Source organism: Streptosporangium sp. LJ11 (genome assembly GCF_051918945.1).
Lineage (GTDB): Bacteria > Actinomycetota > Actinomycetes > Streptosporangiales > Streptosporangiaceae > Streptosporangium.
This window is the reverse complement of sequence record NZ_JBPXMB010000018.1, coordinates 48,385-64,812: the sequence shown is the minus strand read 5'-3', so window position 1 is coordinate 64,812 and position 16,428 is coordinate 48,385. Positions and strand designations below refer to the sequence as shown.

The following is a 16,428-nucleotide window of genomic DNA, read 5'->3' as shown; positions in this document are numbered from 1 at the left end:
GTTGCCGGTGAACTCGGGTACGGCCGCTCCTCCCGTGGGTTGGGCGCCCGTCAGGGCGGCAAGATGATCGTCTGGACCGGCCCGGAGACCACGTGACCGACGCGGTCGCGGACGCGCACCAGGTACTCGTAAGTAGTCCCCGCCTCCGCCTCGACGTCGAGGAACGTGCTGGTGCCGCGCGGCAACCACGGGCCGAGTGGCTGCCAGAGCAGGTCGTCGGGGCGGCGGCGGAGCACCAGCGGCTCGAGGTCGTCCTCCACCGCCGACCAGGTTAGCTCGACCCCGCCTGTCCCCGGCGCGGCGGACGACCACGCTGGCGCCGCAGGTGGCTGGCGCTTCGGGAAGCGCGTCGGGAGCACCTCGGACGGCAGCGAACGGTTCCCGTGGACGTCTTCCGCGACGAGGCGGTACCACGCGCCGCGGCCACCCTCGACGGTCGTGTCCACGTAGCGGATCAGCCGGTCCGGAGAGGTGTCGCCGACCGGGAGCTGCTCGACCTCGATGGTCGGGGACGGGCTGGTGCCGCGGGTGACCCTGACCGCGACCAGGCCGCCCTCCCCCTCCCCCGTGGCACCAGCCAGCAGCGGCGTCATGCCGCGCGGGTCGCCAGCCGCCTCGAGGTCGCCGGCGCGGTACAGGCGGTAGCCGGCGAGGTCGGCCTCCGGGCTCGGCACCCAGTGGAGGGCGAGCCCATCGCTGGTCGGCTCCCAGCTGGCCCAGCGCGGCGGCGAGGGCGGGGTCGACGGCGGCACGGCCACGACCACCGCGACCTCGCCGGCCTTGGCGGCGGTAGGGTTGGGCGGCCACGGTGCGAGATTGCCCGCCCGGTCGATCGAGCGCAGCCGGTACACGAAGCGGTTGCGCAGGGTGCCGTCGAGCTGGTCGAGCCAGCTCGCCGGACCGTCGGACGCCGCCCACACCGGCTCCGGGTTGACGGGCGAGAATGCGTCGGCGTTGGCCTGCTGGCTGCCCAGCTCGCGCAGTTGCTGGCGCTGCTGGCCTGGCGGGAGCGCGCGGTGCGCGGCCATGCTTACATTCGCGGCCTGGAGTAGCTCGGCGTCGGACGCACGGTAGATCAGGTAGCCGAACCCCACGCCGTGCGGTCCAGGTGAGCGTGTACCAGGAGTGGCCGTGCCAGTCGGCCGGGCTGGCGAAGATCTCCTCCGGAAGCGTCAGGGTGGGGATCTCGGGCGGGGAGCGGTGCACGGCGAAGATGCCGACAGGTGCCGACACCCGGCTCTCGTTGGCGGGGTTGGCGTCGTCGGCGGCGCTGATGCCGAACGAGCCCTGCGCCCGCGGCCGTTCGGCGGTCGGGGCCAGCTCGAGCCCGCGCAGCTTCAGCTCGTAGTGCAGATGCGTGCCACCCGCGGCGGGGTCGGACTCGCTGCGGCGGCTGATCTCGATGTCCCCGCTTCCGAGCCCGGCTGGCAGCAGGCCGCGAATGACCGCGTCGAGGCCGATGCGTAGCGGCGTCTGGGGACCCGGGCCGAGCACGAGGCCGCCCCAGTCGGCGGCCTCGCGGAATGAGCGCCATGCCGGGTGTGGGGGCAGCGGCGGTCGTCCCGTACCGTAGCGCAGCGCGCAGTGCCCCGGCAGCGGCGGCGAGGCAGGCGGCCCTATGACCGTGAGCGACAGCCCGCTGGTCGCGAGCTGTATGGTCAAGACTGGGTACTCCTCGCCCTCGTTGCGCAGCACGCCGAGGTCCACCGGGGCCGGCGCCGTGGGGTAGTCCGGCCCGATCGCCGGCAGGTCGGTGTCGACGCGAAAGCGGTCGCCGCCGAGCGGGGTGACGGTGTGGACGGAGCCGGTGACCGCGTTGAGTGGACCGTGCCGGAAGTACAGGCGGAACTCGTCGGTGTCGGGCGCCTGCCGTTGGCGGCCGACCGGCCAGGTCCAGCGGACGAGGGTGGCGGCGCGCTGAGTCGCGCTGGGCGGGGTGTCCCGGTTGGCCCAGGCGAGCGCGGCGCTGCCGGTGCGCTCGGGGTCCTTGGGCTCGATATGGTCTGCGGCCAGGTTGAGAGGGGCGCTCGGGGGGACTAGGTCACGCACGTCGACTGCGGCTGGTGCCGAGGGCCCACTGGTCCGTCCGAACAGATCCCGGGCACGCACCCGATAGTGGAAGGTGCCGTACCCGGGTCGGCGGTCGACATACATGCCGAGTCGGAACGGTGCGAGCGGGGTGTGGGACTCGGTGAGCACCATCGGTGTCGGCTCAGGCTTCGCGCCCTTGTCGAACTCGCGCTGGCTGAGCAGCTCGTAGGGGCCGCCTGCGGCGGTGCGCTCGATCAGCCACGCCGCCGCGGCCAGCTCCGGCTGGGTCAGGTCGCAGGCGCTCGGACGTTTCCAGCGCACGCCGACGTCCATCTGGTGCGGGTCGACCGTGCCGTCAGGCTCGATGTGTGCGGCGCCCTCGAAGGCGGTCGCGGTGACCCCGATCGGCGCGGCCAGCGGCGGCCTAGAAGACCGATGAAGATCTTGGTTTGTCGGGCGATGCCGCCTTTCAGGGCATGGCCGTGATTCGCCAGGTGACGCTGTCGTGGTGGAGTCCAAGGCTGACGAGGGTGCGTAGGTTGAGCGCGGCGGCGCGGGTGTGAAGCCAGGCGTTGTTCTTTGTGGCCCCGATATACCGGAGTCGCCGGTTGCCCCGATGGACGAGCCAGGCGACGGCGCGTTCGACGGGGGGTCGCCAGCGGCGGTAGGCGACCTGCCAGTCGGGGTCGGTGGTGGCTTGCCGGCGGGCGGCGGCCAGGTCGTCGTGATGGGGCCGGATGGTCAAGATCCGCCCGGATGTGGCCGTGGTGCACCTGGGACAGAGCGGGCAGCCGGTGCACTGGCCGGCGAAGAACGCTTTGCGCTGCTGGTAGCGGCCCTTGGGCGCTGCCAGCGGGACCTGGTGCCCGGCGGGGCAGATCACCGTGTCGGCGGTGGTGTCGATGACGAAGTCGTCGAGGCTGAACCCGCCAGGAACGGCCCTCTTCAACCGGTGGCGGTTTGACGAACAGCCGGTGACCGGCCTGCTGCAGATCCTTGCGGGTTGCTCCGGCGGAGTAGGCACTGTCGGCGAAGACATCCACCGAAACCTCCTCATCAGCCAGCAGGGGCAGGGCGAGGCTGGACTCGTGGTGAGCGGCCCCGGCACCGGGGGTCAGCGCCACGGCGGTGAACAACCCGGTTGAGGGCTCGACCGCCAGGTGGGCCTTGTATCCCTCTTGGTGGTGGCTGCGGGTCTTGTGGACGTGGCGGGACTGGGGGTCGACGGTGGAGACCACCCGGTCGGCGGCGGTGCCGCGGGCGATGCGCCAGCGACCGTCGCGACCGTCGCCGTCGGGCTCGACGTCTTGCCCGGCGATCAGGGCCAGCAGCCCGACCGCGTGGGCGGCCTTGTCGTCCAGGTCGTGTGCGGGCAGGTGCTCCAGCAGATACAGCGCGTCTTTGACCAGGGCGTCGACGAGGTCGGCGCGGGCGTGTTCGTCGTTCCAGGCGATCGGCGGTTTACCTGTGGTGGTGTAGTCGGTGGCGGTGCAGGACGCGGCGAGCTGGACGGCGCCGGGAACGTGGCGGATCACCGTACGGACAACGGCGATCAGTTGGGTGATGGTGTCCTGGGTGGCGACCGCGTCGTCCAGCACGGCCGAGTCCAGCGCCCGGCGGTGGCGTCCGGTGAGCACCCCGGTGGCCTTGACCACCTCACGCACCGCGTCGAAGGTCCGCGCCGGGCGCGTGGTGCGGGCCAGCCGGCGGCGGAAATAGGCCAGGAGCGAGGGATCGAAGGCGGTATCGTGCAGCCCGAGCCCGCAGGCGGCCTTCCATCGCAGGTCACAGCGCAGTTCCTGGACGGTCTCGAAGTCCGATAAGCCATGCAGGGCCTGTAACGTGATCGCGGCCGCCAGGACCTGCGGCGGCATGCTGGGACGACCGTTGGCCGAGGGGTACATGTCGGCGAACATCGACGCGGGAAACAGCCGGTCACGATGCTCGGCCAGGAACGCGAACACGCTCCCGGGCGGGATCAGCTCCCGGCAGGTCTGCCACACATCCGGCCCAATTGTCTCCCCGGCCCATTGCCCCATCACCACGAGATATGAGTCTGGCCCCGCCGATCACGCGGCGGGGCCAGAACCCAAGATCTTCATCGGCCTTCTAGTTGGTCGATGGGGCCGCCGAAGGCGTCCAGGGCGCCCCAGTTGCGAGTCCGGTGGGCGCGGCGGAGCAGGCCCCGGTGCGGGGCGCAGGAAAGAAAGGTTGACAGCGCCCTGGCGCTGTTGATCGCCCAGTGTGGGGCCGTCAGGCCACGCACACTGTCGGTGCTCGGCCGCGTCTACTGAGGCGGCCCGCCCTGCCCGTCGCAGAAGACCTCCTCGACGAGCGTGTCCACCAGCTTCTGAAAATCCTTCGCTGGGCCCCTGGTGGCCTCGTCCACCCAGGTCACCGAGCCGGTCACGGTCGTCCTGCCGTCGGGGGAGCTGTACATCAGCGCGCCGTAGCCGTGCGGGGGGCTGCCTTTGTGCTGGTAGACGTTGCCGCAGCCCGGGCCCAGGTCCTGCACGAACACTCCGAGGCCATAGCCCATCTTCGAGTGCGGCGCGCGCATCTCGGCCAGCAGCCTGGCCGGCAGGAGCTTGCCGCCGTTCAGCGCGGAGAAGAACGTGTGCAGGTCCTGGGTGGTGGAGATCAGGTCACCGGCGCCGGCCAGCAGGGAGAGGTTCTGGCGCGAGATGTCGACCACCTGCTCCCGGCCGGCGGCGTCCTCATACCGGTAGTAGCCATGGGCGTGCGGCCCGGGCAGCCGCGTCCGGTCGCCCGGCACGGATGTGCCCTCCAGCCTGAGCGGGCGCAGGATACGCCGCTGCAGCTCCTCGGCGTATGAGCGGCCGGTGACCTTCTCGATCAGCAGCAGGGCCAGGGTGTAGTTGGTGTTGGTGTACTGCTGGTCGCTGCCCGGCTCGAACCGTAGCGGCTTGGACAGTGCCAGCCGGATCAGCTCTTCGGGCCGGTAGGAGCGGAAGCGGGCGGGCAGCCAGGCGTCGCCGTTGGCGGAGATGCCCGGCACCCACGTGCCGTCGGGGTCGAAGTCGCCGGTGTAGTTGAACAGGCCGCTGGTGTGCTGCAGCAGCATCCGCGCCGTGATCCGCCGGTCCAGGCCGAACTCGGGCAGATAGTCGTCCACCGGCGTGTCCAGGGCGATCCTGCCCTCGGCCACCAGTTGCAGCACCAGGGTCGCGGTGAAGGGCTTGATGATGCTGCCCGTCCAGAACCGCCCGTTCGTGGGCGGCTTCGCGGTCGCACCTAGTTTGCGCACTCCGGCGCTGCCGGCCCACTCGCCCCGCTCGTCGTGCACGCGCAGCTGCACTCCGGTGAAACCGGCATCGACGAACGCCTGCATGGCCTTCTGCAGCTCCGGGCGGTCCTGCCCGGCCGCCGCCGGCACGGTCACGCTGCTGTCCGCGGTGGCCGACCCCAGGGGGGCCGTCCCGGCCAGCAGCGTGGCCGCCAGCGCTGTGACCGCCATGCGCCGCAGGGCTTTGGTCGCGGGTAGGGGTTGGGTTCTCATGGTTCCTCGTCTTCAACGTCGTGCTCAGGGCGAACCGTTCGCCGGGCAATGCGGGGGTGGGGAGGCTGGGTTCCGGTAGGCGGCCGCGTGCCCGTCAGCTCGCCTACCGAGATGTCCCAGGCGTGTTTCTGGTGTTCAGGGCCGGCTATTGAGCCGGTCCGGCCTGCCCGCTGCCGAACACCTCGGCGACGAGGCGCTGGGTCGCCTGCTGGAAGGCCGCTCCCATGGACAGGGCGGCGTCGTCGACGTAGTTGAGCGTGGCGGTCAGGGTCTTGCTGCCGTCGGGGGTGCTGTACATGAGCGCGGCGTGGCCGGCCATGCCGCCGTTGTGGGTGATGACGGTGCCGCCGCCGGGCGCCTGCTGGATGAACACGCCCAGCCCGTAGCCGGCCTTGGCTTCGGGGGTGCACATCTCGGCCAGCAGCTCGGCCGGCAGCAGTTTGCCGCTGGTCAGGGCGGCGATGAAGGTGTGCAGGTCGCGGGTGGTGGAGATCATGTCGCCGCCGCTGGAGATCCAGGACGGGTTGTGCCGGGTGGTGTCGACAGTCTTCTGCTCGCCGTCTTCTTCGTAGCGGTAGTAGGCGTGGGCGTGCGGGGCGGGGATGTCGGTCTCGGTGGTTGGCTGGATGGTGCCGGTCAGGCCGAGGGGGCCGAGAATGAGCCGGTGCATGTCCTCGGCCACTGGGCGGCCGGTGACCTTCTCGATCAGCAGCCGGGCCAACACGTAGTTGGTGTTGGAGTAGCTCCAGTCGGTGCCCGGCTCGAAGCGGGCCGGCTTGGACAGCGCCAGGCGGGCCAGCTCTTCCGGCCGGTAGGTGTGGAAGCGGTGGTCCACCCACTCCTGGCCCGCCATGGTGGCCGGGATGCCGGGTGCGAACGTGCCGTCCTCGTAGTACTCGCCGGTGAAGTTGAACACCCCGCTGGTGTGCTGCAGCAGCATCCGCACCGTGATCCGCCGGTCCAGCCCGAACTCCGGCAGGTAGTCATCCACCGGCGTGTCCAGACCGATCCTGCCCTCGGCCACCAGCTGCAGCACCACCGTGGCGATGAAGGTCTTGGTGTTGCTGCCGATCCGCACGTGCCCGTCCACCGGCACCGCCTCGGTGCCGCCGAGCTCGGCCGTTCCGGCGCTGCCCGTCCACTCACCACACTCATCGTGCACCCGCAGCGACACTCCGACGAAACCGGCATCGACCATCTCCTGGAGGACCTTGTCCAGCTCCAGGCGGTCCTGGCCGGCCTCCGGCACGGCCGGGACGCTGTCCGCGGCAACCGTGCCGGGTGAGACGGAGGCGGCGTCGAGGGCCGCGGTGATCTTGCGGGCCATCTCCGCCATGGCGGGGCCGGCCTCACCCCGGGTGGACGCTTCGACGGCGACCAGGACGGTGCGGCGGAAGTCGGCGGCCTCGTCCGGGTCCCGCTGCTGGAGCAGGCTGACGGACTGCGTCAGGGCGGGCAGCACCTGGTCGGCGAGTTCGGCCACGGTCTTGCCGTACTTCACGCCCTTGGGGGCCTTGGCGAGCACGTGCCCGACCAGGCCGGTCGCGGAGGTCAGGGCGATGGAGCCCTCGGTGGCGGCCTTGTGCGCCGAGCCGGCGGCACCGGCGGCGGACATCAGTGACACGGCGCCCCACGCGGCGGTCCGCAAGGTGAGCTGGTCCTGTTCGGGGAGGGTGATGGACATGGCTATGTGCTCCTTCACATTCGTTACGAAAAATCACGTGAACGGGCGGACGCTGGAGTGTGGGTATCTGAGCGGCTCAGGCCGAGTCGCCCGAGAAAATCGCCTCCACCATCGAGGCCGTCCTCGCCGAATCGTTCATGGCATCCACGATCGCCGGCCGCTCTGACGCCAGGCCGTCGCCGTCCTGACGCGGCCGCTGACACGACACCGCCTGGTGGCGGTGAGCGTGAAGGCCGGTGGAGATCGAGCCTTCATGGTTTGCATCGGACACGGTCACGTTGCTGCGAAGCTGGGCGCGTAGTCCTTCAGCCTGACGATCTGCCCGCAGGCCACCCCAGGCGCGTCGGCGTCGGCCATGCCAAGCCCTTCCTGGATGGGCGTGCCCATGAAGAACCGGTCGGCCCCTTCTCGCCCCGTCTGCTGATGCTCGGCGACGAAGCCGCGCATCTCCCGCTCGTAGGCGGCGAACGCCGACGTGTGCTCGCCGCTGGCCACGGCCAGCTCGCCGGCCAGGATGTAGGCGCCGATCAGCGCCTGGGAGGCGCCACGGCCCGAGGTCGGCGCCGCGCAGTAGCCGGCGTCCCCGAGCAGCACCACCCGGCCCGAGGACCAGCGGTCCATCTCCACCTGGTCGTTGGCGTCGAAGAAGAAGCCCTCCGCCCTGCTCATCTCCTCCAGCAGGCGCGCGACCTGCCCGCCTTCGCCGGCGAACCGCTCGGCCACGATGCGCTTGTGCTGTTCGGTGTCGTCGCGGTCGTAGGCCAGCGGCCCGCAGGCGAAGTGCAGCGCAGCGTACGCCCCGGTGTTGTCGCGGACGCTGAAGATGTCGGCCGCCTTGCCCGGCATGCTGTGGAGCTGGCCGGTGTCGGGCAGGCAGAGGTGGTTGGGCAGACTGAAGGTCGCCGTGTAGATGCCCAGGTGCCGTACGAACCGCTGGTGCGGCCCGAAGACCAGCGAGCGGGTGCAGGAGTGCAGCCCGTCAGCACCGACCGCCAGGGCGAAGCGGCGCGGCCGGCCGCGTTCGAAGGTGACCCGCACACCGCTGGCGCCCTGCTCCAGGGCGGTGATCGAGTCGCCGAAGACGTACTCCGCCTCCTGGCGGGTGACCTCGTAGAGCAGGGCGATCAGGTCGCCCCTGAGGATCTGCAGGTCGGCCGCGAGGACCACCGCGGGCAGGGTGCCGTCATCGTCCGCCCTCGCCGCTTGGCCGATGTGCGGGTTCAGCGCGTGAACCCGCTCCAGCAGGGCCATACGGTCCAGCACGTCCAGCGCCTCGCCGCGCAAGTCCACCGGGCCTCCGCCTGTCCGCAGCTGCGGGGCCCGCTCGACCACGGTGGGGGTGAAACCGTGGTGGCGCAGCCAGTACGCCAGAGCGGGCCCGGCGATGCCGGCGCCGGAAATGAGGACGTCCATCAACATGCTCCATCGAACGAACGGTTCGTGCGATTCGAGGATCAAGTACGGTGAACACCCGGAACAACGACGAACCTCGAAAGATCACGTTCAGTGGGAGTGAACGGAGCAGGTCAGGCGTGGAACTGCGCGACATCGAGATCTTCCTGCCCCTGGCCGAGGAGCTGCACTTCGGTCGCACCGCCGCCCGGCTGTACCTGTCACCCGCCCGCGTCACCCAGGCCATCCAGAAGCAGGAACGGCAGATCGGCGCCCCGCTGTTCGAGCGCACCAACCGCACGGTACGGCTGACGCCGGTCGGCCGGCAGCTCCGCGACGACCTGCGGCCTCTCTACGCCGGGCTGAAGGACAGCATGGAGCGCGCCCAGCTCGCCGGCCAGGGCATCACCGCCACCCTGCGCGTCGGCATGCTCCCCGCCAACGCCTACGACCTGCGCCCCTACTGGGACGTCTTTCGCCTACGGCACCCGCAGTGGAAACTGCGCGTCCAGAGCACCCAGTTCAGCGACGCCTTCGCCACGCTGCGCCGCGGGGACATCGACGTCCTGATCGCCTGGCTGCCCATCGACGAGCCCGACCTCACCGTGGGACCGGTCCTGTTCGCCGAACCCCGGGTGCTGGCCGTCTCCACCGGCCACGAGCTCACCCGCCGCACGTCGGTCTCCCTGGAGATCGCCGCCGACTTCCAGCACCCGCAGTCCGACACCCGGCCCGGCTACTGGTACGACGCCTATATTCCACGCGAGACCCGCCGCGGCCGCACGATCGAGCGCGGCCCCGTGGTGCAAACCACCGAAGAGGCCATCACCTTCGCCAGCATGGCCGAGATCGTCGTGCTCTTCCCCGCCCACATGACCCGCTACTGGGTACGGCCGGACATCGCCTACCTGCCGGTCACCGACATGGGGCCGCTGCCGTACGCGATGGTGTGGCGCAACGAGACGGACAACGAGCTCATCCGCGCCCTGACCGAGGTCGTCCGCGACCTCGGCCCCCTTACGCCCCAGAGCTGATCGCCGAACCCACGGTGAACCCGGAAACGCCTCGCCGGAGCGGACGTCATCAGACTCAGCGTCGCCTTGAAGAGCTGCAGCCCATTGCAGCAGATCGACGGCAGGGATGCCCGGCGGGGCGGCGTCGTCCGAGCGAACGTGATCGCGGGGTACCCCACCGGTGGCGTAGCTGACTACGGGCCGCTCGCACATGTCACTCGCATTGCGGGCGGACCACCCGGGGAGGGCTCCGCCCCATGTCCGGACTGTCGGCGCTGACATCGCTGGCATGGACCGCGAAGATGTACGCGATAACAGCCTATTATCGCGTACATAAGCGATCACGGCCGCCCGCCGATCAGGCGATCCGTCTCCGGGGACGGTGCGCGACTCGGGCACGTTATCCGGTACATCACGCCGAGCCTCATGCCCGTCCGGCGGCGGGCATGAGCGCCGCCGGGCGGAAGATCGCGCCGCGCCTACGGACGGGCCGGCCGGGAGAACCCTGAGATGACGGTGGTGGATCTGCGTCATCGGTACGTGCCGATCGACCGGAAGCAGGACGACGAGGCTCTGGGGCGCCGATACCGGCACCGGTGGGTCGTGTCGGGGCACTGGAGGAATCAGGCACACGGACCGGACCAGTCACTGCGCCGGCAGACTTGGGCCCCCTCGTACGTGAAAGGTCCGGACGGGGCACTGCTGTTGGTGACCGAGAAGGTCAACGTGTGGCGGCGATAGCCGTCCCCGGCTGGGTGAAGTGCTCGCCAGAAACGACAAGCCGTGTCTGCCTGCGGTCGATCAGCAGGCCGGGTGAGCATGGACCTATGACCTCACCCGAGCTTCCCGGCCCGCCCACTGACGATCCCGTGCCCGACTGGGTGCACTAGTGCTCCGTTCCTTTTTGAGCGACAAGATTAGACGTACGATCAGGGCCCAGCGGGTCGTTGATGGGCGGTGAGGCAGTGCCGAAGCTCCTGTTCGCGCGGGCGCCGAAGGACATGGTGGAGGAACGGAAGGTCCGCAAGCTGGCCGGTGCACGACATGCCCCGGCCGACTGGATCCGCAGAGCGCAGATCATCTCTTTGAGCTGGGAGCGGCTGCGGGTGCCGCAGATCGCCCGCAGCATCGGTTGCAGTGAGAAGACGGTGCGCTACCGACTGGCACGTTTCAACGCCGAAGGTCTCGATGGGCTGGGAGATCGGTCTGGTGTCGGCCGTAAACGGCGGATCAGCGAAGCCGAGCGCTCACAGATCATCGCGCTGGCCCGCAGCCGGCCTCCGGGCCGGCCGCTGCGCGATCAGGCAACCGGTGAGCTGGCCGCGGACCAGGAGGACGGACCGGGCAACTGGACACTGGACACGCTGACCGAAGCCGCCCAAGGGCTGGGCATCAAAGTGGCGCGCTCGCAGGTGCGGCGAATTTTGTTGGCCGATGGGGTGCGCTGGCGCCGCACCCGCTCCTGGGCCACCAGCCACGACCCGGACTTCGCCCCAAAAGAACCCGCATCGTTGCCCTCTACACCGGCCCGCCACCGGGAGTGACCGTGGTGGCCGCCGACGAACTCGGCCTCATCCTTTCCCGCACTTTCGAGGCCGCGCCCGGCTGGAGCGCCGACGGCCGGAGAATCAAAGCCGCTGTGGAATACAGCCGGGGACCGGAGAAGATCTGGGTCTACGGCGGCCTTCGCATCGCTGACGGCCAAGCGGTCACCATGTGCGCCGCCTCGCGCAACAGCGCCGGCTGACAGCGCTTTCTGACGCTGCTGGAGCAGGCCAACCCGACCGGAACGATCGCGGTGATCACCGACAACCTCCTCCAGCCATAACAGCGTCTCCACCCGAGAATGACTCATTGACCATCCGCGCATCCAGCAGGTGTTCATCCCCAAGGGCGCCTGCTGGCTCAACCTGCAAGAAGCCTGGTGGCGCATCTTCCGCCGTCAGGCCCTGGCTGGGCAGACCTTCGCCGACCCCGGCGAGATCACCTACGCCACCACCGTTGCAACCGCCCAGTTCAACACCCGCGCTCGCCCCTGGATCTGGGGCCGTCCGGCTCCTGAACCTCGCCGCCGTTGGCGTCGGTTTATCTACCTGCTTTGAGGAACGAAGCATTAGTACGGCCTGGCGCTACATCCGCGAAAGCGTCGATCTCCTGGCCGCTTTGGCCGATGACGTGCACGCCGCCGTCGAGTGTGCAGCCCGATTGGCCTACGCCATCGTGGACGGCACGCTCATTCCCATCGACCGCGTCGCCGATGAGCGGCCGCATTACAGCGGGAAACATAAGCACGCGGGATGAACGTGCAGATACTGGCCGATCCCATGGGCCGGCTGGTGTGAGCCTCGCCTGCTCTGCCGGGCACCGTCCACGATGTGACCACGGACCGGACGGTGGGCCTGATCGACGCCTTGGTCGGCGCCGGTGTGAAGACTTTGGCCAAAATAAGGGCTATCAGGGGGCGGGCGGCACGATACGGACGCCGTTCAAGCGGCATCGCCATCGCCCCTGGCTGTCTCGAGCGCAGAGGGACGTCAACCGCTCCCACGCCCGCATCCGGGCCATCGGTGAGCGTGCTGTCGCGATGTTGAAAGCCTGGAAGGTACTGACCAAGCTGCGCTGCTGTCCACATCGCGCGACCGCGCTCGTGCAGGCGATCCTCGTGCTGCAACTCGTCGAAGAGCGCCGTTACTCAGGATGAAAAGGGCTCAATGACTCACCCTGGTCCTTCCCATGCCCGGCCCGGCGAGGATGGTCGATGTCGGCTTGAGTGAACGACGTCACAATTTTTTGGACTTGCTAGTCCACTCTGTGATGCCGCATGATAAATGGACCGTGAAGTCCAGAACCGAAGTTCGCAAGCCTTTCCGGTGATGCCCACATCACCGAGCAGGTTTGATCGCCAATCCTCACCGGGACGCGTGTCGACTTGGAGGCGGACTGACGGTGCAGGAGATCTGCGTAGGCCCGTTGCCGTGTGGCGGGAGCGCGTACGTCGTCTGTGAGACAGAGAGCAGCCCGCTTGACGGGGCCCGGGTGGCCGAAGCGAGCACCGGCGGGATGTCCGTCCACATCACTGGTATAGGGGTGATCGATTATGGATGCCATTGAGCGTCTGAGCATTACTGAAGATCTTCGTCGCCTGATGGCTCGCTACGTCCGCTACGCGGATCATCAACGCTGGCAGGACCTGGCGAATCTGTTCACGCCAGACGGCACGTTCACCCCGCACAAGCCGGACGGATCGGTTTGGTTGCACATGGAGGGCCGGGAAGGGATCGCCGCCACGGTCGGCGCCAGCGGCGGCCCCGGCGTCACCTTGGTCCACCACCTGTTCTCCGACGAGATCGACGTCGACTCGGCGACCGCCGCCCACGGCGTATGGGCAATGGAGGACATCATCACCCGTCCCAAGGACGCCGACGTGTCCGAGGACATCCCTTTCAGGGGCATGCACGGCTTCGGCCACTACCACGCACACTTCGTCAAGACGAACGGTTCATGGTACATCGCCGAGCTCAAGCAGACCCGGGTCCGCCTGGACTTCACCAACTGACGCTACCTGCAGCCTCCTCACCTCGCCCGGCGGCCGGTCACACCCGACCACGGTGCGATCAGAACATCGGCAGGCGGCGGCGCCCGCCTGCCAGACAGCAACTTCTCTTCCACCACTACGCGAAAGCAGCCTTGCCGTGAGCAACAACAAGCCCAGCGCGCTGGAACCGTACAAGATCGATGTCCCCCAGGAGGCTCTGGACGACCTCAAGGACCGTCTGAAGAAGACCCGCTTCTTCGACGACCTGGACAATGAGGAGGAGTACTACGGGATCAGCACCGCCTACCTCAAGCCGCTCGTGGAGTACTGGGCGGACGGCTTCGACTGGCGTGCGCAGGAGAAGCGGCTGAACACCTACGACCAGTACAAGGTCGAGATCGACGGTACGCCCGTGCACTTCTACTACGTGCGCGGCAAGGGCCCGAACCCGATCCCGCTCGCCATTCATTCCGGCTGGCCGTGGTCCAGCGGGTTCAGCCTCCCACTCATCGGCCCGCTGACGGACCCCGCCGCCTACGGCGGTGACCCGGCCGACTCCTTCGACGTCATCATCCCCGACCTGCCCGGATTCGCCTGGTCCACCCCCGTCGGCAGGGGCGACCTGAACTACTGGAAGATCGCCGACATCATTCACAAGCTCATGACCGAGGTACTGGGCTACGAGAAGTACGCCGCGGCGGGCTCCGACTACGGCGCCCTTGTCACCAGCGCGCTCGGCCACAAGTACGCCGACAGCATCATCGGCCTGCACTACGGTCACGACATGCCTCCGGGCCAGTTCACGAACGAGCGGTTCTGGGACCTGACCGACGGCGCCAAGATTCCCGAGGACGCCACGCCGGAGCTGCGGGCGGGCCTGGAAAACCTCGTCAGCACCTACGTCTCCCACGTCGCGGTCCACATGCTCGACGCATCGACCCTCACCCACGGTCTGAACGACTCCCCCATCGGCATGCTCGCCTGGCTCCTGCGGCGGTGGAAGAAGTGGAGCGATAAGAGGGGTGACTTCGACAAGAACTTCCCCCGCGACTTCATCCTCACCGAGGCCACCACCTTCTGGGTGAACCAAGCCATCGGCTCCTCCATCCGCATGTACCGCAACGCGGCGCGCTACCCGTGGGTGCCCTCCCACAGCCGCCAGCCCGTCGTCGAGCCGCCGGCCGGCTTCACCTTCCTCCTCGGCGACGCCTACCCGCCCGGCGTCAACACCGTCGAAGGGCGTATCGCCGCCTTTGAGAACGGCCCCACGCGCAGCTCCTTCAACGTGATCAACGTCAACGCCCACATGAAGGGCGGCCACTTCGTCCACTACGAGAACCCCGAAGCCTTCACCAACGACGTCCGGGAGACCTTCCGAAAGCTGCGCTGACCATGTAGCCGGTGGGCCTCCTGCTCCGATCCCGGAGCAGGAGGCCCACTGCCATCCACCGGCGGCTCTCCTCCCGACGCCGCTCAACCCCACACGCGATGCCGTCGGGACTGTACGGTTTTCGGCTCCGTCTCTCTTTCGGTGGTGACGGAGCGCCCTGACGCGTCACAGTGAGTCATGCGTGATGTCGATGAGCTGGTGAGTGTGGTGTTCGCGGGGTTATCGCCGCTGGTCGTGGAGAACGTGGCGGACGAGCGCGAACGGATTCGGGTACGGGCGCGAACCCCGGACGGCCCTGTCGCCTGCCCTGGCTGCGGTGCCGAGACCACACGCGTGCACGGCTATCACGAGCGGAACGTGGCTGATGTCCCGGTCGACGCACGCCGCGTATTCGTGGCGGTGCGGATCCGCCGCCTGATATGCCCGACGCGAGGCTGCCGTCAAACCTTCCGCGAACAACTCCCCGGCGTGCTGGAACGCTACCAGCGGCGCACTCCCCGCCTGAGCGGCCACATCGGCGCTGTGGTTCGCGAATTGGCCGGACGTGCCGGCACACGAGTCTTATCCGCCCTGGCCATGCCCCTGTCGCGGCATACCGCCTTGCGCATCCTGCTGCGGCTGCCCCTGCCGCAGCTTCAAGTGCCCCGCGTCTTGGGAGTGGACGACTTCGCCCTGCGCCGACGCCATCGCTACGCCACCGTGCTCATCAACGCCGAGACCCGCCAGCGCATCGACGTCTTGCCCGACCGCACCGCCAACACCCTCGAGGCTTGGCTGCGCACCCATCCCGGAGTGCAGGTCGTGTGCCGAGACGGCTCCGGCACCTACGCCGAGGCAATCCGCCGCGCCCTCCCGCAAGCGATCCAGGCCGGTGATCGGTGGCACTTGTGGCACGGCCTCGGCCAGGTCGTCATGAAAGAGGTCGCCGCGCACAGCGCCTGCTGGGCCAAGGCCGGCCCGCCCCCGCAGGACGGCCCCCGAGCACAAAGCACCCTGCAGCGCTGGCATCAGGTCCACGACCTGCTCGGCAAGAACGTCGGTCTGCTGGAGTGCGCGCGCCGCTTGAACCTGTCGCTCAACACCGTCAAGCGCTACGCGCGCGTGCCCGAGCCCGGACGGCTGCGACGCGCCCCGCAGTACCGGCCCACCCTGGTCGACCCCTACCGTGACCACCTGCGGCGCCGCCACGCCGACGACCCCGCCGTCCCCGTCCTGCACCTGTTCAACGAGATCAAGACCCTCGGCTACCCGGGCAGCTTCAACCTCCTGTATCGCTACATCACCCAGGGCCGCGTCGAAGGCGACCGCCCGCCCATCTCACCGCGCCACCTGGCCCGGCTCCTGCTCACCCGGCCCGGTAACCCCACCGTCAAGCGGCAGAACCTGCGTGACGAGCTCACCGCCACCTGCCCCGAAATGACCGACTTGGCCGGGCTGGTGCGCGCCTTCGCCGACCTGCTCCGACCGCGCAAGGACAATGCCGACCGCCTCAACGAGTGGATCACCACCGTCCGCGCCACCGACCTACCCCACCTGCACTCCTTCACCCGCGGCCTCGACCAAGACCGCGACGCCGTCCATACGGCCGTCACCATGCCCCACCACAACGGCGGCACCGAAGGCGTGAACACCAAGACCAAGCGCATCATGCGCCAGATGCACGGCAGAGCCGGCTTCGCACTACTCCGCCACCGCATCCTCTTGGCCTAACGCTCCGTCACCACCGAAAGAGAGACAGAGCCGATTATGGGACAGAGCCGAAAACCGTACAGTCCCGCAGGGAGCGGGGCGCAGGCGGCATGATCGTCTTGACCTTCGCCCTGGTCGGCGACATCGTCGTGCCCAGTGATCGCGGCCGCTGCC

General features: G+C 68.9%; 13 protein-coding genes and 2 pseudogenes. 8 read left to right on the top strand and 7 right to left on the bottom strand.

The annotated features are described in order from the left end of the window. Positions 1-50: 50 nt before the first annotated feature. From ACTOQ3_RS25625 to ACTOQ3_RS25595, 7 genes and pseudogenes are all read right to left on the bottom strand, one after another. Entirely contained in the window at positions 51-1,094 is a 1,044-nt protein-coding gene (locus ACTOQ3_RS25625) for a hypothetical protein (RefSeq protein ID WP_440085898.1), read from the bottom strand. Positions 1,095-2,500: 1,406 nt separating this feature from the next. Next, entirely contained in the window at positions 2,501-3,070 is a 570-nt protein-coding gene (locus tag ACTOQ3_RS25620) for a transposase (RefSeq protein WP_440086062.1), read from the bottom strand. Further along, positions 2,979-3,905, bottom strand: a pseudogene (locus tag ACTOQ3_RS25615) (transposase); the annotation flags it as partial. The pseudogene ACTOQ3_RS25615 and the gene ACTOQ3_RS25620, both read right to left, overlap by 92 nt. Before the next feature lie 413 nt (positions 3,906-4,318). Beyond that, positions 4,319-5,551 carry a serine hydrolase domain-containing protein gene (locus ACTOQ3_RS25610; protein ID WP_440085897.1) on the bottom strand — a complete coding sequence of 411 codons (1,233 nt, stop codon included), beginning with the start codon at positions 5,549-5,551 and terminating at the stop codon, positions 4,319-4,321. A 145-nt stretch (positions 5,552-5,696) separates the two neighbouring features. Continuing rightward, on the bottom strand, positions 5,697-7,235 hold the full coding sequence (locus tag ACTOQ3_RS25605) for a serine hydrolase domain-containing protein (protein ID WP_440085896.1): 1,539 nt from the start codon (positions 7,233-7,235) through the stop codon (positions 5,697-5,699). Positions 7,236-7,311: 76 nt separating this feature from the next. Continuing rightward, positions 7,312-7,506 (bottom strand): hypothetical protein, encoded by a 195-nt coding sequence (locus tag ACTOQ3_RS25600; protein ID WP_440085895.1) that lies wholly within the window; start codon positions 7,504-7,506, stop codon positions 7,312-7,314. 2 nt (positions 7,507-7,508) lie between these two features. Then, on the bottom strand, positions 7,509-8,648 hold the full coding sequence (locus ACTOQ3_RS25595) for an FAD-dependent monooxygenase (RefSeq protein WP_440085894.1): 1,140 nt from the start codon (positions 8,646-8,648) through the stop codon (positions 7,509-7,511). 119 nt (positions 8,649-8,767) lie between these two features. Between ACTOQ3_RS25595 and ACTOQ3_RS25590 the strand changes: the two genes are divergently transcribed. The 8 genes and pseudogenes from ACTOQ3_RS25590 (at position 8,768) to ACTOQ3_RS25555 (ending at position 16,275) form a co-directional block, all read left to right on the top strand. Continuing rightward, the gene (locus ACTOQ3_RS25590; RefSeq protein WP_440085893.1) at positions 8,768-9,661 is read left to right on the top strand and encodes a LysR family transcriptional regulator; all 894 of its coding nucleotides are present in this window, start codon (positions 8,768-8,770) and stop codon (positions 9,659-9,661) included. A gap of 944 nt (positions 9,662-10,605) precedes the next feature. Continuing rightward, positions 10,606-11,184: a helix-turn-helix domain-containing protein gene (locus tag ACTOQ3_RS25585; protein WP_440085892.1), complete on the top strand. Its 579-nt coding sequence runs from the start codon at positions 10,606-10,608 to the stop codon at positions 11,182-11,184. A 2-nt stretch (positions 11,185-11,186) separates the two neighbouring features. Next, the gene (locus ACTOQ3_RS25580; protein ID WP_440085891.1) at positions 11,187-11,387 is read left to right on the top strand and encodes a hypothetical protein; all 201 of its coding nucleotides are present in this window, start codon (positions 11,187-11,189) and stop codon (positions 11,385-11,387) included. A 130-nt stretch (positions 11,388-11,517) separates the two neighbouring features. After that, the gene (locus ACTOQ3_RS25575; protein WP_440086073.1) at positions 11,518-11,742 is read left to right on the top strand and encodes a hypothetical protein; all 225 of its coding nucleotides are present in this window, start codon (positions 11,518-11,520) and stop codon (positions 11,740-11,742) included. Between the two features lie 13 nt (positions 11,743-11,755). Then, positions 11,756-12,341, top strand: a pseudogene (locus ACTOQ3_RS25570) (transposase family protein); the annotation flags it as partial. 396 nt (positions 12,342-12,737) lie between these two features. Further along, on the top strand, positions 12,738-13,196 hold the full coding sequence (locus ACTOQ3_RS25565) for a nuclear transport factor 2 family protein (protein WP_440085890.1): 459 nt from the start codon (positions 12,738-12,740) through the stop codon (positions 13,194-13,196). A 136-nt stretch (positions 13,197-13,332) separates the two neighbouring features. Further along, on the top strand, positions 13,333-14,565 hold the full coding sequence (locus tag ACTOQ3_RS25560) for an epoxide hydrolase family protein (protein ID WP_440085888.1): 1,233 nt from the start codon (positions 13,333-13,335) through the stop codon (positions 14,563-14,565). 177 nt (positions 14,566-14,742) lie between these two features. Then, complete coding sequence (locus ACTOQ3_RS25555) at positions 14,743-16,275, top strand: ISL3 family transposase (RefSeq protein ID WP_440085887.1); 1,533 nt, start codon at positions 14,743-14,745, stop codon at positions 16,273-16,275. Positions 16,276-16,428: the final 153 nt, after the last annotated feature.

Coding starts and splice junctions, on each gene's coding strand:
- ACTOQ3_RS25620 (WP_440086062.1), bottom strand. CDS start 3,070: ATGTCTTCGCCGACAGTGCCTACTCCGCCGGAGCAACCCGCAAGGATC.
- ACTOQ3_RS25610 (WP_440085897.1), bottom strand. CDS start 5,551: ATGAGAACCCAACCCCTACCCGCGACCAAAGCCCTGCGGCGCATGGCG.
- ACTOQ3_RS25605 (WP_440085896.1), bottom strand. CDS start 7,235: ATGTCCATCACCCTCCCCGAACAGGACCAGCTCACCTTGCGGACCGCC.
- ACTOQ3_RS25595 (WP_440085894.1), bottom strand. CDS start 8,648: ATGGACGTCCTCATTTCCGGCGCCGGCATCGCCGGGCCCGCTCTGGCG.
- ACTOQ3_RS25565 (WP_440085890.1), top strand. CDS start 12,738: ATGGATGCCATTGAGCGTCTGAGCATTACTGAAGATCTTCGTCGCCTG.
- ACTOQ3_RS25555 (WP_440085887.1), top strand. CDS start 14,743: ATGCGTGATGTCGATGAGCTGGTGAGTGTGGTGTTCGCGGGGTTATCG.